Here is a 17,629-nt window from a genome sequence, read left to right on the forward strand (position 1 = left end):
AGTGGGAGGGGTCTTAGCGTCGGCGAACCCTTCGGCGTTCGTTGCTGGACAGGCCCTTCGTCAGTGGCCGCGCAAGGTTGTCGCCGAGCACGATTCCAGCCGCAACACCGAGCACGATCGCTCCTGCGTTGAGCATGCCGCCCGCGCCGAGCAGAATGTCTCCGCCTTCGACGGTCAAGGCATACATCGAGCGGAAAATCGTCAGCCCAGGAAGCAGGATCAACGCCGCCGGCACGGCTACCACCAGCTGGGGAGCACCCAGCTTCAGCGCAACTACCCGGGCCAACAGGCCAATGACGACGGCGGCGACGGCGGGCGACAGACGGTCGCCAAGGCCAGCTTGGCCGACCCCCCACAAAACGAAGAAGCCCACTAACCCCACTGCCGCCGTCGGAAGCAGCAACCGCATTTGGGTCTGTTCGGTGACGCCAATCGCGACCACCGCGATGGCTATCAGGATGGCTTGGCCCCACAACGGGTAGGCGTCGGGGAAAGTCTGCGTGACGTCCAGGACCGTGCTGCCCATAAGTGTTCCGACCACGACGGCGACGCCGATGCCCGCGACTATCGCGCCGAAGGTCAGCAGCGTGGAAAGGAACCGGCCTGCGGCGGTCACAGGGAAGCCGTTGATCGCATCCTGGACCGATGACACCAGGCGGCCAGTCGGAAGCAGCAGCAGGATCCCGCCCGCCACCACAATGGATGGCGCTATTTCCACCCCCGCCCAGCGAAGCATCAGGGCAACAAAGGTGACGAAGAAGGCGCAGGCCATGGTGTTGAAGAAGTCGGCAGTGCGCCATCTTGCGAGCTGACGCGAGAGCAGGCTGATGACGATGTTGGACGCAAAGGCCACCGCCGAGGCGCCAATTCCCCCACCCAGCACGCCAACGAAGACCGCGGCAAAAATACCGAATGCAATCGTGACCATCCACCGTGGGAAGGGTTTTGCACTGCGGATGATGTCGTTAAGCCTGCGGACGGCTTCGTCGCGCCCCACTCCCCCGGCCACAATGTCCGTGACCAGTTGATGGACCTGTGCCAAACCTGCGTAGTTGTTGGTCCAGGAACGCACCACACGAAGCAGGGTGATGGGGGTTTGGTCCTTGGGAGCGTAGTTGATGGCCACCGACTGGTTGGTGATGTCCACTTCCACGTTCTTCAAGCCGAGCGCAGCGGTGACAGCGATCATGCTCGTCTCGACTTCCAAGGCACCTGCACCGTACCGGAACATGACCTCGGCCAAATGCAGCGCGAAGTCGATGGTTTTCCGGGCCGAGGCATCAACGCCCACCACTTGGATGGTGGGGTTGGCGTAGGGACTTCCCGCAAGCCGGTCCACGATATTCATGGGGGCCGTGGGCGGGCTGTCACCCTGCACCAGGCGCATGAGCATGCGTTTGGCGTTGACGTTCTGCCGTACCTGCGACGGACGCAATGGTTGAGTCTTCGGCAACCCGTCGGTGTGGGGCCTGTTGCCGGCCCCATCGGGGCGTTCAGTCACGCGGTGCTCCTCCTGTGCCTTGTTGTGATCAGCGGTTCCCCCGGAGTTTTCCAACTACCGGCAATTTCTCAAGTGGCAATCGTCCCAGTACTGTCTGGGCGGCCCCTGCGAGCTTCCTGGCCACGCGGTACGCCGTGTACTTCACAGGGCTGACAGGAGCAACGAAGTCACCCAGCAACTGAACTACTTCGCCGCCGAAGCCCTTCTTGAATTCGTATCCGCCGTGACCGGTCTCGTCCTGGCCCTGGATTCCGAAGGTTCCGTAGAAGTTGTAGCGGGAGTAGCCGTTGTTCAGCGCGTGCAGCATCATGCCCCAGTAGAGGGACGTTGCGCCGTTGAAGTAGATGTAGTCCTGGACCGTGCCGCCGATTACGCAGGTGAGTTCGTCGCCGGAGCAGGCAAAGTGGATGGCAGCGACTGTTGCCACGCCAACGGAGTCCGGGAAGCGTTCAATATCCTTGAGGCTGCGCTCATAGCTGTCCACAAGGTCCTGAACCACTTTGACGCGGTTGGCTTTCTTCTTGCTGCGGGTTTCCTCGACCTCACGCTTGAGGTCGGCCAGTGTCTTGGACTCCGCTTCGAGGCGCTCGGTGATCGATGCCCGGTACTCGGGGATGTTGATCTTGGCCATCATGAGTTTGGTGAACTCATCGGAGGTGTTGCGGAGCAGTTGCTCGTAGTACCCGCGTTCGCGGTAGGTGAAGCCCTTTTCGTCACCGGCCGTCTTGAGCGCGTTGTAGAAATCGTCCAGCGTTTCCAGCGTGGCCTGCTCCAGGTAGACGCCGTTCTTCTCCGCTTTTCGGATGGCCTTGCGGGTGCGGTAGTTCATGCCCATGATGAGCTCTTCGGCATCCGCGACCCCGTCCAGGGTCTTGATGAACATCCAGTTGATGTTCGCGAAGTTCATATCGAAACCCTGGTGCTGGAAGCCGAGTCCTTCGAGTTCCTTCAACAGCGGTCGGTTGTCTTCGATCTCCGGGTGCTCAGCACCGTCCTCGTCACGAGCAATGTATTTGACGTTGGGCGAGATGCGCAGCTCCGCCGCCTTTTTCGCTGCGACGTGCTTCTTCAACTGCTCGACGACGAAGCGAACCACTGCGGGGTCGCTGTAGTCCATCAGTGGTCCCTTGGCACAGTCGGCGGTTTTGTAGCCAACGCGGTTGGACGTGTAAGTCAGCTTGCCCGCTGCAATGAGGCTCCCCCCGCGGGTCACGCCAAAGAGCTCGACCTCCTGCCCGCGGGCTCGCTGGAAACGCGTCAGGTCCATGGACTGGATGAAGCTGCCCTGCGGGTGTCCCTTGGCGAACGTCTCGAAATCAGCGTCGCTGAGAATCACGAATTCCATGTCGGTTCCAGCCTCGATCGGAGTCAAAGAAATTACCTCACCTAGATTAGATTTGCGCCCGTTGGTGGCCGGGGCGGGCCTGTTCGTTGGCTTGCTGGCTCGGGCTGCCTGTCAGTAGAACTGGCCCCCGGTACGCATGGTTTCGAGCCTCCTGAACACTTTCTCCGCGCCCTTGAGCCACAGCTTGTACCGCACCGGGCCCAGCACGAGGTCATAGCAGCCCACAAAATCCGTGACGGTCTTGGTGAAACTGGTCTTGAACGATCCCAGTCCGTACAACGGATGGGACTTGTCCTTGATGCTTGCAGAAGGCGGTGTGCCGCAGAAGTCGTACTCCACACACCCCAGCTCCTGCATGCGCTGGATCGCTGCCCATTGGACCAAATGCGAGTCACCATATTGCTTACGGTTCTGGGTGGAGCCGCCGTCTTTGTAAGTGGCCTTGGCCCCGTAGTTGATCACGAACGCACCGACGCTCGGTTGGCCGTCCTCGTAAACGAAAAAGAACTGCCCTTGGCCCCTGCTGCTGAATTCGCCCCAGAACGTGGCGTAGTACTCGTAGCTCCGCAGAGGCATGGCGCCTTTGGCATTGACCGTGTTCTGCATGAGGGCATAGAGCTTGCGGTAAGTGTCCTCGCCTGCTTCTTCCTGGATGACCTCGCAGCCCTCACGCTCCGCCCGGCGGACTGCGTTGCGGGCGCGGGATGAGATGCTCCGCAGGACCTCGTTGGCGGGGGCCGAGATGTCGAGTATGGCTGTGAAGTCGTTGGACTGGATGTTCGGGGCCTTCACCAGGCCAGCCGCCCTCAGTTGCCCAGTCACCTCAGGTGACTCCACGACGTCGGGCTCTATCTTGATGGTGAAGACGTTCAACTTCTGCTCGCTCGCCAAAGTGGCGACGGCGTCCAGCATCGGCTTGATGTCGTCGACGGACCCGGCGTCGGGGCCCTTGATCAGGTACCAGAGCCGGCCGAGGACAGGGAACTTCTTTTCCAGCAAAAGGTTGTAGCTGGCGTAGTCGGCGGTCTCGACGACGAGCCGGCGGACCAGCCAGCCGTTGCCGTCCTTGACTGCCGCGTAGGCATCCGACTGCAGCATGTTGCCACCGTTCGGGTTGGCAGTGACGTGCTTGTCCCAGTTATCGATTTCCTCGGCAGTGGCAAAGCGGGCGGTAAATTCTCGCAAGGTGGCCGTGTCCAATCTCAGGGTTTTGGTGCAGTGTTCAAAGCAGGTGCGCATGCGGACATGCAGCCCCAAGTCTATCGGTCATGGGAGGACGCGGCTCAGTGGCGCCGCGTGGACCGGCTCATGGAACGCCGTGATCTTCATTCCACAGGCGGGTCACGGTCCCGCTGCGCACCTCAGGATGTTGGCCGGGAACCCAACTGTTCATCAGCCATGTACGCGTTCAGCCGGTGATAGCCCTGGCCCAACATCCCCGGGTGAAATTCGCCCAACGGCAGAAGAGAAATGGCGATGTCTTCTGCCTCATCCGGGCTGGGATCGGCAGTGGGCTCACAGTCCAGGGCCAGGTAGAAGTGGACCCGGTTGCTTTGACTGTTCCAGTTGGCCCAGGAGTATCCGAGGCTGTGCAGCTCTCCGGCTTCGTATCCCGTTTCCTCGCGGAGTTCACGCCTGACAGCATCATCGAAAGAACTGTCTTTCGGCTCCACGGCGCCTCCTGGCAACCCCTGCGCGACTATTCCTGCACCGTGGTGATACTCACGGATCAGCACCACATTCCGGGCCCGATCCAGGGCAAAAACGGAAACCCATTCCGGGTTTTCCTGAACGTAATACGGTGCCACGACGACGCCGGATGGCGTCACACAGTCGTCGGCCCGCAAAGAAATCCATTTGTCCCTGACGATGACGCGACTATCTCTGACATTCCACGCGGTTTCGTCCCCCACGGCCCCTCCCCATCCTGACCCAAAGTCCCGGCTGATTCCTCGAGCATCCTACAACCGGATCTGCTCCATACTCTCCAGCCGAATCGCCTTTGGGGCCTTACCCAGCTCGCGCTGGCCGCTGGCAAGCCGGTCGGCGTTCGTGAGGCGGTTGAGGCTCAGCCCAGTGAGGTCTGCGATTTCTCCGATGGGAACCTGGAACGTCCGGAAGGGACCGAGCGGGGGTGGTTCGCCGTCGAGCAACCGCTCGGTGATGGCTTTTTTGAGCTCTACTTTGCCGAGCAACGGCGACTGGTCAAGGATGAAGCCGGCAGCTCCCAGTTTCGCGTCGTTGGTCCACACGGCGATCTTCCAGAACTTCCTCGGCACCTGGACGCCACGGTAGGGAGGGTCGTCATCCAGGAGGACCGGCCCGGTGAAGACACTGAGCTTGGCATCGAAGGTGTCGGCGTGCTCCAGGACGTGGTCCTCCAACCCGACCCAGAGTTCCTTGCCTTGGTTGAAGTCATCAACCTGTGGGGCCGCGTTCGTGAAGACAAAGGTGTCCTGGTTGGCCTTCTTTGCCGTCGCTTGATCCCCCCAGACCGGGTCCAGACGCCGAACCAGATGCCCACGATCGAAGGCGTTGTTCTTGTAAACGTCGGGGCCTGCCTGCTGCTCCTTGGGAACCCGATCGTCAAAGTGCCAGGTTCCCTCGCGTGCCAGGGGGTTCAGTTCGCTGCCGCTGATGTTGACGCCCACGATCGCTGCAAGCTTCCGGGCTGCCCGAAAACGTACGGAGAAGTGGGTGTAATCCAACAGAATCGTCGTTGCCGACGGACTGGGCAGCTCGACGCGTGCCCGCAAGAAATCCCTGTCATATCCCCCGCTCATGGATACAGCATGGCACTAGGGACTGACAGCGAACAGAGTCAGCATTCGACGACGTTGACGGCGAGGCCGCCCATCGCTGTTTCCTTGTACTTATGGGACATGTCCTTGCCCGTTTCCCGCATGGTCACGATCACCTCGTCAAGGGACACCCGGTGTGTCCCATCACCCCACAACGCCATCTTCGCGGCGTTGATCGCCTTAGCCGCAGCAATCGCGTTCCGCTCAATACACGGAATCTGCACCAACCCACCGATCGGATCACACGTCAACCCCAGGTTATGTTCCATCGCGATCTCCGCCGCGTTCTCCACCTGCGCCGGAGAACCACCCATCACCTCAGCCAACCCCGCAGCAGCCATCGACGACGCCGAACCAACCTCACCCTGACACCCCACCTCAGCCCCCGAAATCGAAGCCTGCTCCTTATACAACACCCCCACCGCACCCGCAGCGAGCAAGAACCGCACCACCACATCATCCCTATCAGCCTGGGTAGCCTGATCCATGCCCGGAGCGTAATTCAACGCATAATAAAGAACCGCCGGAATGATGCCCGCCGCACCATTGGTCGGCGCCGTCACCACCCGCCCACCGGAAGCGTTCTCCTCATTGACCGCCAAGGCGATCAGGTTCACCCACTCCTGCCAATACTTCGGATCGTTCCGGTCCTTGTCTTCCTTCAACAACCGCTCCAACCAATCAGGAGCACGACGTTTCACCCGCAAGCCCCCGGGCAGCACACCCTCACGCTTCAGGGACGTTTCAACACAGGCCTCCATCACCGACCAAATATGCAGCAGACCCTCCCGGATCTCCTCCTCCGACCGCGACGCCCGCTCATTGATCAACATGATGTCGCTGATGCCCAAGCCCTTGGATGCGCACCGCCCCAGCAACTCCGCAGCTGTCCGGAACGGCAACGGCAACTCCGCCTTGGACTCCTCCAACTCCACCCGGGCCGTGTTCTCCTCACCCTCACGGACAATGAACCCGCCACCAACCGAGAAAAACGTCGCCTCCCGCAGCACGTTCCCCTCAGCATCAGAGACCACGAACTTCATCCCATTCGTATGCCGCGGCAACACCGTCAACGGATGCAACACCATATCCTCCACCGCATACGGCAGCTCCACGCCCTCGCCCGAGGCACCGGCAAGGTTCAACACACCCGTTTCGGCGATGGCGGCCAGGCGTTCCTCCACTTCTTCGGGGAGGATCAGCTCGGGGTGGTAGCCCTCAAGACCCAGCAGCGTGGCAGTCATCGTCCCGTGGCCCCGCCCAGTCGCGGCCAAGGAACCATACAAATCCACGCGCAATGACGCCACCGAGCCCAGGACACCACTGTCCTTCAACTCTTCGGCGAACACCGCTGCGGCACGCATCGGCCCTACAGTGTGCGAGCTTGACGGGCCAATGCCCACAGAGAACAGATCAAAAACACCAACAGCCATAGCCGGGATCCCTTTTATACAGCTTGAATCGGTCCGGCAGATCGTCCTGCCGGATGGCCACCCCCGCTTGTGGCGAAAGACGACCGAAGCGCGACGCCGGATGGCCCCCAAAGGCGGCAACCCGGCGTCGCAAATTATTCAGTTACTACAAACCACGCTACGCCCGCATGTCCAGTGCCGGACCCGGGCCGCTGGCAACTAGGCCAGGTCTCCACCATTCTTGGAGGCGTATTCCTGGGCCGAGAGCAGCGGGCCGTCGGACTCAGCAGCCACTTTGAAGAGCCAGCCGGCGCCGTAGGGGTCGTTGTTGATGAGGGCGGGATCGGAAACAACGGCGTCGTTGATCTCGGTGACCTCACCTGTGACGGGCGAGTACAGGTCGGAGACGGACTTGGTGGACTCCACCTCGCCGCAGGTCTCGCCGGCGGTCACGGTGGAGCCGACCTCGGGCAGGTCGACGTACACGATGTCGCCCAGTGCGTCGGTGGCAACCTCGGAAATGCCAACGGACACCGAGTTCCCTTCGCCGCGGGAGACCCACTCGTGTTCGTCGGAGTACTGAAGTTCGGGCGCTACTTTGGGCATTCTGTTTCCTTTACGTTGTATGGACAAAACTGCTTAGCGGGACCGCTTGTAGAACGGCAGGGCGACGACTTCGAAGGGCTCGGACTTGCCGCGGAGGTCCACGTCCAGGGCAGTTCCCGGCTCGGCATAAGCTACGTCGACGTACGCCATCACCACGGGGTACCCCAAGGTCGGGCTCGGCTGGCCGGAGGTCACTTCACCAACAACGGCTCCGTCCTTCGTCACCGGGTAGTGCGAGCGGCCGGCGCGGCGTCCAAGGCCCTTGAGGCCAACGAGCTTGCGGCCAGTGGAGATCCCCGCACCGGAGGCCTTCAAAGCAGCGAGTGCTTCCTTGCCAACAAAGTCGCCTTCCTTGGACAGTGCCACAACGGGCCCAAGTCCGGCAGCGAAGGGATTGCCTTCGCGGGAAAGCTCGTTGCCGTACAGGGGCATGCCCGCTTCCAGGCGCAGGGAGTCGCGTGAGGCCAGGCCCGCCGGAACCAGCTCGCCCTCTTCGGCGACGGCGGTGATCGCCTGCCACAGCGCGGCTGCGGACTCGTTGGGAACGAAGATCTCGAAGCCGTCTTCGCCGGTGTAACCTGTGCGTGCAAGGAGCAGGTCCTGGCCGCTGCCGGCCACGAGGAAGGTGACCTCGACGGCGGCGTAGTACTTCAGTTCCGTGACAAGTGAGTGCTGGTCAGCCGGAACCAGGCGCAACAGGATGGCTTCAGCAAGAGGGCCCTGGACGGCGATGAGCGAGGTCTCGGAGGAGGCATCCTCAACCACGACGTCGAACCCGGCCGCACGCACCAGGAGTTCCGCAGCAACAACTGCCGCGTTTCCGGCATTCGGCACCACGAGGAACTTCTCCGCGCCGCGACGGTAGACGATCAGGTCATCGATGATTCCGCCGTCTTCCTGGCAGATCAGCGAGTACTTGGCCTTACCGTCGGCCATCGCCGAAATCTTCCCCACCAAGGCGTATTCCAGGAACGCTGCGGCCTGCGGGCCGGTGACCCAGACTTCGCCCATGTGGGAGAGGTCGAAGAGGCCGGCGGACTTCCGGACGGCGTGGTGTTCGGCGAGCTCGGAGGTGTACTTCAGCGGCATCTGCCAGCCACCAAAATCGGTGAACGACGCGCCAAGCTTCTTGTGCTCTTCGTAGAGTGCGGTGTATTTCCCTGTCATGACCAGTCCTTAGTTCTCGAAGTCTTCGATCGGCGGGCAGGAGCAGACCAGGTTGCGGTCTCCGGCTGCGCCGTCAATGCGGCCGACGGGCGGGAAGTACTTGTCCTGCTTGAGGTGGTGGACCGGGAAGGCGGCCTGCTCACGCGGGTACGCGCGGTCCCAGTCGGAGCTCACGACGGCGGCTGCCGTGTGGGGCGCGCGGCGAAGCGGGGAGTCCTGCACGGAGAAGTCGCCGGCAGCAACCTGGTCGATCTCCTTGCGGATGGTGATCATGGCCTCGATGAAGCGGTCGATCTCCACAAGGTCCTCGGACTCCGTGGGCTCCACCATGAGGGTGCCGGCAACCGGGAACGCCAGGGTCGGAGCGTGGAAGCCGAAGTCGATCAGGCGCTTGGCAACATCCTCAGCGGTAACGCCGGTCTTCGCGGTCAGCTCACGGAGGTCCAGGATGCATTCGTGGGCCACGAGTCCGCCTTCGCCCGTGTAGAGGACCGGGAAGTGGTCGTTGAGGCGGGATGCGATGTAGTTCGCAGCCAGCAACGCGGACTTGGTCGCTTCCGTGAGCCCCTGGCCACCCATGAGCTTCACGTAGGCCCAGGAGATCGGGAGGACACCGGCCGAACCGAAGCGGGACGCCGAAATCGGAACGTCATTGCCCTCGGTCCAGGACGCTGCGTCACCGGGCATGAACGGCGCCAGGTGTGCCTTGGCAGCAACGGGACCAACACCGGGTCCGCCGCCGCCGTGCGGGATGCAGAAGGTCTTGTGCAGGTTCAGGTGGGACACGTCGCCGCCGAACTTGCCGGGCTGGGCAAGGCCAACGAGCGCGTTGAGGTTGGCACCGTCGATGTACACCTGGCCACCGGCTTCGTGGATGGCGTCGCAGACTTCGCGGACATCGGCGTCGTAGACACCGTGCGTGGACGGGTAGGTGATCATGATCGCCGAGAGGGCGTCGCGGTTGGCTTCGATCTTGGCCTTCAGGTCGACGTGGTCGATCGTGCCATCGGGAGCGGTGGCCACGACCACGACCTTCATGCCTGCCAGCACTGCCGAGGCAGCGTTGGTGCCATGGGCGGAGGCCGGGATGAGGCAGACGTTGCGCTGGTCATCGCCGTTGGAGAGGTGGTAGCCGCGGATGGCCAGCAGGCCCGCGAGCTCACCCTGGGAACCGGCGTTCGGCTGGATGGAGACCTGGTCGTAACCCGTGATCTCGGTCAGTTGAGCTTCCAGGTCAGCGATGAGTTCACGCCAGCCGGCCGTCTGGGAATCCGGAGCGAACGGGTGGATCGAGGCGAACTCAGGCCAGGAGATGGCTTCCATCTCGGCCGTCGCGTTGAGCTTCATGGTGCACGAACCCAGGGGAATCATGGTGCGGTCCAGCGCCAGGTCGCGGTCCGAGAGCTTGCGGATGTAGCGCAGGAGCTGGGTCTCGGAGCGGTGGGTGTTGAACACCGGGTGCTGCATGAACTCACTGGTGCGCTCAACCGAACCGTCAAGGGCGAAGCCCTCCACGGCCTCAACCACGGAAGCACCGAACACTCCAAGGACACGGCCGACAACGTCAGCTGTCGTTGTTTCGTCCACGGAAATACCAACGGTGTCCGCGTCGATGCCGCGCAGGTTGATCCCGCGGGCCTCGGCCGCTGCCACGATCTCTGCGGCGCGGCCGGGAATGCGAACCGTGACGGTGTCGAAGAAGGAACCATGCAGGACCTCGACGCCGGCAGCCTTCAGGGAGGCGGCCAGGGTGCGGGCGTGGTTGTGGGCGGTCTCAGCGATCGCCTTCAGGCCCTCCGGGCCGTGATAGACGGCGTACATCGAGGCAACGATGGCCAGCAGGGCCTGAGCCGTACAAATGTTGGACGTGGCCTTCTCGCGGCGGATGTGCTGCTCACGGGTCTGCAGCGCCAAGCGGTAGGCGGGGACACCGGCGTCGTCCTTCGAAACGCCCACCAGGCGGCCCGGCATGGAACGCTCAAGGCCCTTCTGGACTGCCATGTAGGCGGCGTGCGGGCCACCGAAGAACAGCGGAACACCCAGGCGCTGGGCAGAACCAACGGCGATGTCGGCGCCCTGCTCGCCCGGAGGGGTGATGAGGGTGAGGGAGAGAAGGTCGGCAGCGACGGTAACCAGCGCGCCGCGTTCCTTGGCCTCGGCAATGACGGCTGAGTGGTCGAAAACACGACCGGAAACGCCGGGCTGCTGGAGGACGACGCCGTTGATGGCACCTTCCGGAAGGCCGAGGGAAAGGTCTGCGACCTCAACTTCGAAGCCGAGTGCCTCGGCGCGGCCCTTCACGATGGCGATGGTCTGCGGCAGGCAGTCGGCGTCGAGGACGGTCTTGCCATCCTGGGCAGCCTTGTTCTTGTTGGCCCTGCGCATCATGAGGACGGCTTCAGCGACTGCCGTTGCTTCGTCCAGCAGGGAGGCGTTGGCGATGGGCAGGCCAACGAGGTCCTGGACCATGGTCTGGAAGTTCAGGAGCGCTTCGAGGCGGCCCTGGGAAATCTCGGGCTGGTACGGCGTGTAGGCGGTGTACCAGGCCGGGGATTCGAGGATGTTGCGGCGGATCACCGGGGGCGTGATGGTGTCGTAGTAGCCCTGGCCGATCATCTGCACGGCGGTCTTGTTCTTGGCGGCCAGCTTGCGCAGTTCTGCCAGGACCTCGACCTCTGACAGGGCGTCCTGCAGGGTCAGGGCAATGTCCTGGCGGATGTCGTTGGGAACCGCGGTGTCCACGAGGGCATCCACGGAGTCGTAACCGACGGTCTTGAGCATGGTCTCAATGTCGGCCTGGCGGCGGGCGCCGATATGCCGATCGACGAAGGTGGTGGAGGCAGAACTAACCGTCACGAAGGAACTCCAATACTTGGGTGGCGTTTGGGTACGCCACAGCGGCTCGGGTTCCTCCCCGCTCTGTATTGGACCTGAGAGTTTCCGCGACTTGTCCGAACAACGAATCGCTTGCACCGTCGGTGAGCACAACAACCTGGGACGGTCGCCTGCTGCTTTCCAGAGTTGCCTCGCCGCGGCGGTGCGTGGGCCTGAGAGATTCCTGGGGAGGGTTTGCTCCTACGGCGCCTGCATCACGTGCTTGCAGGACTCTCCCGCCGCAGATCAAAGGCTTGTTCAATTGTGCATGGGCGCCCACACAGGACACGCCACAAGAGTTAATTGTCCTATGGGCAGGTCGCTGCGGCAAATGGAAGAAGCGTCACTTCCGCAGACGGTCCAGCACGCCCAAGAGGATGTCGACGTCGGCCTCCCGGCCCGCATTCCCGCCCTCCTGTCCGCCTTCGAACATGGCGTTGAAATACAGCCCGTCACCCATGTAGCTGACGGCTTTGGCGACCTCCGGCCCCACGTCCTCGGCCAGGACATCCAGCCATTGCTGCTGGATGCCGGCAAACCGCCGCCGCGTTTCCTCGTGGGCCACTTCGGCAAGCCTGGTGGCCGCAACGAAGGCCCTGTCCATGGGCGTACCGCCCCACAGCGAGGTGCGGATGAAGTACGAGGCGGCTCCGTCCGGCGCTGCCTTCATCCGCACAATGTCCTCTTCCGCCAGTTCATCCAGGCGTTCGAGCAAGGCGCTGATCAGGGCTTCCTTGTTGGGGAAGTGGTACAGCAGGCCACCTTTGGAGACGCCGGCCCGCTTGGCGACGGCGTCGAGAGTGGCTGCCCGCTCCCCTACCTCTATGAGGAGGGCTTCGAAGGCATCCAGGACAGCGTCCCGGGCAACTGGTTTTCGTGGCATGTGTACATCATTCCCTAAAGCTGTGCAGTCCTTGTATTTGTAACTGTACCGTCTGGACGGTACAGTTAAAGCATGTTCTCGCCGTCCTCAACCCAAGCACCCCGTTCCGTCAACCCCGTCAAGGGGCAGGCTGCACCGTGGCGCGATTGGACGGCCCTGGCACTGCTGATGTTCCCTGTGCTGCTGGTGGCCGTCGACAACACCGCGCTCACCTTTGCCCTGCCCGAAATCGACCGCTCCCTGGACGTCGGTGGCATCCAGCTCCTGTGGATCGTTGACGCGTACCCGCTGGTGTTGGCGGCTCTCCTGGTGTCCATGGGCAACTTGGGCGACAGGATCGGACGACGCCGGCTGCTCCTGATCGGCAGCACGGGCTTCGCTGCGGTTTCGGCTGCTACGGCTTTCGCGCCATCTGCGGAGTGGCTGATTGCCGGACGCGCCGCACTTGGTGTCTTTGGCGCCATGCTGATGCCTTCAACGTTGTCCTTGATCCGGAACATCTTTACCGACCCCAACCGGCGCAGGCTCGCGATCGCGGTATGGGCTGCCGGCTTCTCCGGTGGCGCGGCGCTGGGCCCCATCTTCGGCGGTTGGCTGGTGGAACACTTCTGGTGGGGCGCTGTCTTCCTGGTGGCCGCTTTCCTGCTCCTGCCTTTGCTGGCATTTGGCCGGGTACTGATTCCTGAGTCCAAGGACGCCAACCCAGGCCGTGTCGATGTACCCAGCATCGTCCTTTCCGTAGTCACCATGGCGCCGTTTGTTTACGGCATCAAGGAATTCGCGGTCCACGGCTTCGGGGCCTCGGCCGCTGCTTTCATGGGCTTCGGACTGGTGATGGGCATTGTGTTCGTTCGTCGCCAACAGAGCATCGACAGCCCCATGCTGGATGTGGCCCTGTTCAAGAACAAGGTGTTCAGCACGGCCATCGTGGCCAACGTATTGTCCCTGTTCTCCATGACGGGCTTCATCTACTTCTTTGCCCAGCACCTGCAGCTGGTGGAAGGGCAGTCCCCCATGGAAGCCGGCATTGCGATGATCCCCGCCCTCCTGGCCACCGTGATCGCCGGGCTGCTGGTGGTGCCGTTGGTCAAGCGCGTGCGGCCCGGATTCGTCGTGGCCGGCGGACTGACGCTCAGCGCCGTCGGGTACCTGGTAGCCGTCATGGGCGACCACGGCAGCGGACCGGTCTTCCTATTGTCCGCCCTGACTGTGCTCGCTATCGGGGTCGGCGCGGCGGAGACCATCTCCAATGACCTGATCCTGTCATCGGTTCCGGCGGACAAGTCCGGAGCGGCCTCGGCCATCTCCGAGACCGGCTACGAATTGGGATCGCTGTTGGGGACTGCCGTGCTCGGCTCCATCCTCACAGCGTCCTACCAGCACAACCTCGTCGTTCCGGACGGTGTCTCCGTAGAAGCCGCAAGGAAGTCGGGGGAAACACTGGCCGGTGCCGTCGACGCAGCCTCCGGCCTTCCCGCCGAGCTCTCCGAGGCATTGACCACAGCCGCCCGGACGGCATTCGACTCCGGCGTCCACATCACTGCGGCGATTGGGCTGGTACTGATGGCCGGAGCGGCAGTGATGGCCGCCGTCGTACTCCGCAAGGTGCCCAAGGCGAAATAGGGACTACACCGCTTCGGTAGGTGCGGCCTTCTTGTCGACGCCGGCAGCCAGTTGGTCGATCCGCTCCAGCGCGTCGCTGAGCCGGCTGACCGTCGTCCACAGGTCCGGATGCTGCTCCCTGACCTCCTCAAGCGGAGTCCCCGCGGAGGTCAGGGACGCGAGGTCGAAGCTCACGTTGGTCCGCGCACCCGTTATCGCCGCACGCAGCGCACCGAAGCCAACCACGACATCGGCGATGAGGGCCGGGTTTCCATGGGAAGCGAGCCAGCCAAGGTCTTCGATGGCGTCGATGGCCCGCTCCCCCAGGACGGCCGAAGCCTTGGCCGCCTCAACCGACGCCTGATGAATCGCTTCTTCCCGTTCCGGGCCGGGGTCCAGTCGGAACGCAGCCCCAAAAGCATTGGAGGCAGAGGAGTCGTCGTCCGCGAGCTGCAGGGCAGTTCTCCGCAGCTCGTGGGCGCGGGCATGAATGCCGGAAAGTTCGTCGCGTTGGTGGTCTTCAGGCTCCGTATAGCCGGCAACCATGGACGTCAAAGCGGCCGCGATCGAGAGCATGACACCCGTACCGGCACCACCCCCGGGCGAACCCTTCGACTCCGCCAGGGCCTTGGTCCAGTCCTCGACCGTGGACTTCTGCGTTGTGGCGGCTGCGCTATTCGTCATGCCATCCAGTGTGCCGTGAGTGTTCGGTCTTCGCACACAGGCCTCGCACACACAGGCTTCGCACACCGCCGGTGGATACACTGGCCGGACCAAAGGCGTCGAACGAAGAGGGTAGACCCATGACCATTGACCTCGAAGAGCTTTACAAAGACCTGCACGCCAACCCGGAGCTATCCTTCCAGGAGACCAGGACAGCGGGAATCGCCGCCGGACACCTGGAAAACCTTGGCTTCACGGTCCACCGCAACATCGGCCAGACCGGTGTGGTGGGTGTGCTTCACAACGGACCAGGGCCGGTGGTCATGCTCCGGGCCGACATGGACGCCCTGCCCGTCAAAGAATCCACCGGACTGGACTACGCAAGCACCGCCGTCGGCGTCGACCACACGGGCAACGACGTTCCCGTCATGCATGCATGCGGCCACGATGTCCACGTCAGTTGCCTGGTGGGCGCTGTGGAGTCGCTTGTCGGGCAAAGCAACCAGTGGCAAGGCACGTTGATCGCCGTTTTCCAGCCCGCAGAGGAATGGGGCGGCGGAGCGAACGCGATGGTGGCGGACGGCCTGTACGACGTCGTCCCGAAGCCCGACGTCGTACTCGGCCAGCATGTCGCCCCATTCCCTGCCGGCTGGTTCGGCATCCGCTCCGGCGTCACCATGGCGTCGGCCGACTCCCTCAACATCACCCTGCACGGACGCGGCGGACACGGCTCCCGCCCCGAAACCACCGTTGACCCTGTCCTCATGGCAGCAGCTGCCACGGTCCGCTTGCAGGGCATTGTGTCGCGTGAGCTCGCGGCGAGTGACTCGGCGGTGGTAACCGTTGGGCAGATCCATTCAGGGACAAAAAACAACATCATTCCCGAGACCGCCAGCCTGGGCCTTAGTGTCCGCACCTTCAGCGATTCCATCAGGGACAAGATCCTCGGATCCATTGAGCGGATCGTCCAGGGGGAATCAACAGCCTCCGGCGCTCCGAAGGATCCGGAGATCCACTTCGAGGAGCACTTTCCCCTCACCGTCAATGACGAATCGGCTGCAGCCAAAATCACGGCAGCATTCAAGGCCAAATTCGGCACGGCACAGGTGATCGACCCCGGCCCGGTCTCGGGCAGCGAAGATGTCGGAGCCTTGGCAAAAGGCGCCGATGCACCTTTGGTGTTCTGGTTCCTTGGAGGCGCCGACCCTGCACTGTTCAGGGAGTGGGCCACCACAGGGCGGCTCCCAGAGGACATTCCATCCAACCACTCCCCCTACTTCGCTCCATTGATCCAGCCCACGCTGGCCAAGGGAACAGAAGCATTGGTTACAGCTGCCCTGGAGTACCTGGGCACAACCGAACGGGACCAGCCCGGGGAGAACTGACCTGGGAGCCCATGGAAAAGGCGCCGGGGTCCCGGCGCCTTTTGCGTGGATTCGGTGCTCGTTCCAGTCCGGGAGTGATCCCTAGACTTTCTCGTGGATGCGGTCCACCTTCGGTTCGTAAACCTCAGGCTCCCTGCGACGACGTGCCAGGAAAGTCCACAGCGTGCCTTCCGTCCCTGGGCGGGTCTCCGCCGGGGCAGCAGGCTCTTTTGCCTCTGTGGTGCGGGTCTCGGGCTTGCGCGCGGAGTCCTTCTTCGTGCGCCGCTCGAAGTCGTCATAGTACGCGTAGCACATGCCAACCTCCTTTAGTGGCGATCCTTTAATGATCCCCGCACTTAAGCCGAACGTCGACCACTATTTTTCCGGGCCGCTTCCACTGCGAGCCGTGTTTCCTCGGCCACGAGGTGGGCATTGATCGCCGCTCCAGCCATGACGCCCGAAGCGGCGGATGCCATGACCTGCCCCATGAGGTCGGCGACGTTCCCTGCCGCCCACACGCCCGGCACCGAGGTGGCGCCTCCCAGGGGATTCACTTCGACATGCCGCCCTACGCCCATGGGGTGCTCCACCAGCTGGACACCCAGGGACTCCAGCACCCCGGGCCGGGCCTCCATCCTGGTGCCCGTCACCACGGCCTCCACCGGAAGGACCTTGCCAGAGGCCAGGACCACCCCGCTCACGGCGTCATCCGTGATTTCAAGTGAGCGCACTTTGCCCTCCACAACGTTGATGGAGCGTGCGGCAAGCTGTTCCCACTCTTCATCCGTCGGTTCCACGACGTCGTTGAGGAACAAGGTGATATCCGGGCTCCACTGCCGGAAAAGCATGGTCTGGTGCAGGGCCATCGGAACGGTCCCCAATATCCCGATCGCCTTGTTCCTTACTTCCCAACCGTGGCAGTAAGGGCAGTGCAGGACATCCCGACCCCAGCGTTCACCGATGCCTTCAATGTCAGGCAGCACATCAGTGAGTCCGGTAGTCACCAGGAGACGCCGCGCTGTGACTGTGCGCCCGTTCCCCAGCTCCACCTCAAAGGCGGGTTGGGCGCCATCCCCTGCTGCCGCCGTCGAACGCGCCGCAACTGCGACGCCGTCTACGATTTCCACCCCGTAGCCGCGCGCCTCCTCCCGTCCCAGTCCCAGGAGTTCCTTGGGGTTGATGCCGTCCCGGGACAGGAAGCCATGGACCCCGGCCGCAGGAGCATTCCGGGGTTCACCGGCGTCGATTACCAGCACCGACCTCAGAGCCCTGCCTAACGTGACGGCGGCACTTAACCCAGCTGCGCCACCTCCGATGACCACGACGTCGTACCCCTTGATGTGGTGTTCTTTACTCACTTCGCCTCCTGAATCCCTCGCAGCGATGTGCCGCTCCTTCCATGGTTGGACAG

Annotated in this window: 15 protein-coding genes and 1 riboswitch; of the genes, 2 read left to right on the forward strand and 13 right to left on the reverse strand. The window is 63.0% G+C overall.

The window, feature by feature from the left end; all coding sequences use genetic code 11:
- Positions 1-13: 13 nt before the first annotated feature.
- From FDP28_RS16930 to FDP28_RS16975, 10 genes are all read right to left on the reverse strand, one after another.
- Complete coding sequence (locus FDP28_RS16930; RefSeq protein WP_144662726.1) at positions 14-1,501, reverse strand: threonine/serine exporter family protein; 1,488 nt, start codon at positions 1,499-1,501, stop codon at positions 14-16.
- 28 nt (positions 1,502-1,529) lie between these two features.
- The gene (locus FDP28_RS16935) at positions 1,530-2,846 is read right to left on the reverse strand and encodes a peptidoglycan bridge formation glycyltransferase FemA/FemB family protein (RefSeq protein ID WP_144662853.1); all 1,317 of its coding nucleotides are present in this window, start codon (positions 2,844-2,846) and stop codon (positions 1,530-1,532) included.
- Positions 2,847-2,957: 111 nt separating this feature from the next.
- Positions 2,958-4,046, reverse strand: a complete 1,089-nt coding sequence (locus tag FDP28_RS16940) for a lipid II:glycine glycyltransferase FemX (RefSeq protein WP_144662854.1) — start codon at positions 4,044-4,046, stop codon at positions 2,958-2,960.
- A 161-nt stretch (positions 4,047-4,207) separates the two neighbouring features.
- Entirely contained in the window at positions 4,208-4,759 is a 552-nt protein-coding gene (locus FDP28_RS16945) for an NUDIX hydrolase (RefSeq protein WP_186313668.1), read from the reverse strand.
- Positions 4,760-4,807: 48 nt separating this feature from the next.
- Positions 4,808-5,629 (reverse strand): DNA/RNA non-specific endonuclease, encoded by an 822-nt coding sequence (locus FDP28_RS16950; protein WP_144662730.1) that lies wholly within the window; start codon positions 5,627-5,629, stop codon positions 4,808-4,810.
- A 38-nt stretch (positions 5,630-5,667) separates the two neighbouring features.
- Entirely contained in the window at positions 5,668-7,080 is a 1,413-nt protein-coding gene (locus FDP28_RS16955) for an L-serine ammonia-lyase (protein WP_144662732.1), read from the reverse strand.
- A 198-nt stretch (positions 7,081-7,278) separates the two neighbouring features.
- The gene (gene gcvH / locus FDP28_RS16960) at positions 7,279-7,665 is read right to left on the reverse strand and encodes a glycine cleavage system protein GcvH (protein WP_144662734.1); all 387 of its coding nucleotides are present in this window, start codon (positions 7,663-7,665) and stop codon (positions 7,279-7,281) included.
- 33 nt (positions 7,666-7,698) lie between these two features.
- Positions 7,699-8,832: a glycine cleavage system aminomethyltransferase GcvT gene (gene gcvT, locus FDP28_RS16965; protein ID WP_144662736.1), complete on the reverse strand. Its 1,134-nt coding sequence runs from the start codon at positions 8,830-8,832 to the stop codon at positions 7,699-7,701.
- A gap of 9 nt (positions 8,833-8,841) precedes the next feature.
- Positions 8,842-11,688, reverse strand: a complete 2,847-nt coding sequence (gene gcvP, locus FDP28_RS16970; RefSeq protein WP_144662738.1) for an aminomethyl-transferring glycine dehydrogenase — start codon at positions 11,686-11,688, stop codon at positions 8,842-8,844.
- 169 nt (positions 11,689-11,857) lie between these two features.
- Positions 11,858-11,955, reverse strand: a riboswitch (glycine riboswitch).
- A gap of 94 nt (positions 11,956-12,049) precedes the next feature.
- Positions 12,050-12,589 (reverse strand): TetR/AcrR family transcriptional regulator, encoded by a 540-nt coding sequence (locus FDP28_RS16975; RefSeq protein ID WP_144662740.1) that lies wholly within the window; start codon positions 12,587-12,589, stop codon positions 12,050-12,052.
- A gap of 72 nt (positions 12,590-12,661) precedes the next feature.
- Between FDP28_RS16975 and FDP28_RS16980 the strand changes: the two genes are divergently transcribed.
- The gene (locus FDP28_RS16980) at positions 12,662-14,212 is read left to right on the forward strand and encodes an MFS transporter (protein WP_144662742.1); all 1,551 of its coding nucleotides are present in this window, start codon (positions 12,662-12,664) and stop codon (positions 14,210-14,212) included.
- A gap of 3 nt (positions 14,213-14,215) precedes the next feature.
- On the opposite strand, the gene FDP28_RS16985 is transcribed toward FDP28_RS16980, so the two are convergent.
- Complete coding sequence (locus tag FDP28_RS16985) at positions 14,216-14,875, reverse strand: cyclodeaminase/cyclohydrolase family protein (protein WP_144662744.1); 660 nt, start codon at positions 14,873-14,875, stop codon at positions 14,216-14,218.
- Positions 14,876-14,994: 119 nt separating this feature from the next.
- Between FDP28_RS16985 and FDP28_RS16990 the strand changes: the two genes are divergently transcribed.
- Positions 14,995-16,239 carry an amidohydrolase gene (locus FDP28_RS16990; RefSeq protein ID WP_144662746.1) on the forward strand — a complete coding sequence of 415 codons (1,245 nt, stop codon included), beginning with the start codon at positions 14,995-14,997 and terminating at the stop codon, positions 16,237-16,239.
- Between the two features lie 81 nt (positions 16,240-16,320).
- Here FDP28_RS16990 and FDP28_RS16995 read toward each other — a convergent pair whose 3' ends face one another.
- Entirely contained in the window at positions 16,321-16,533 is a 213-nt protein-coding gene (locus tag FDP28_RS16995; protein ID WP_144662748.1) for a hypothetical protein, read from the reverse strand.
- 41 nt (positions 16,534-16,574) lie between these two features.
- Entirely contained in the window at positions 16,575-17,576 is a 1,002-nt protein-coding gene (locus FDP28_RS17000; protein WP_144662750.1) for an NAD(P)/FAD-dependent oxidoreductase, read from the reverse strand.
- Positions 17,577-17,629 lie beyond the last annotated feature (53 nt).

Source organism: Paenarthrobacter nicotinovorans (assembly GCF_007670255.1).
Classification (GTDB): domain Bacteria; phylum Actinomycetota; class Actinomycetes; order Actinomycetales; family Micrococcaceae; genus Arthrobacter; species Arthrobacter nicotinovorans_B.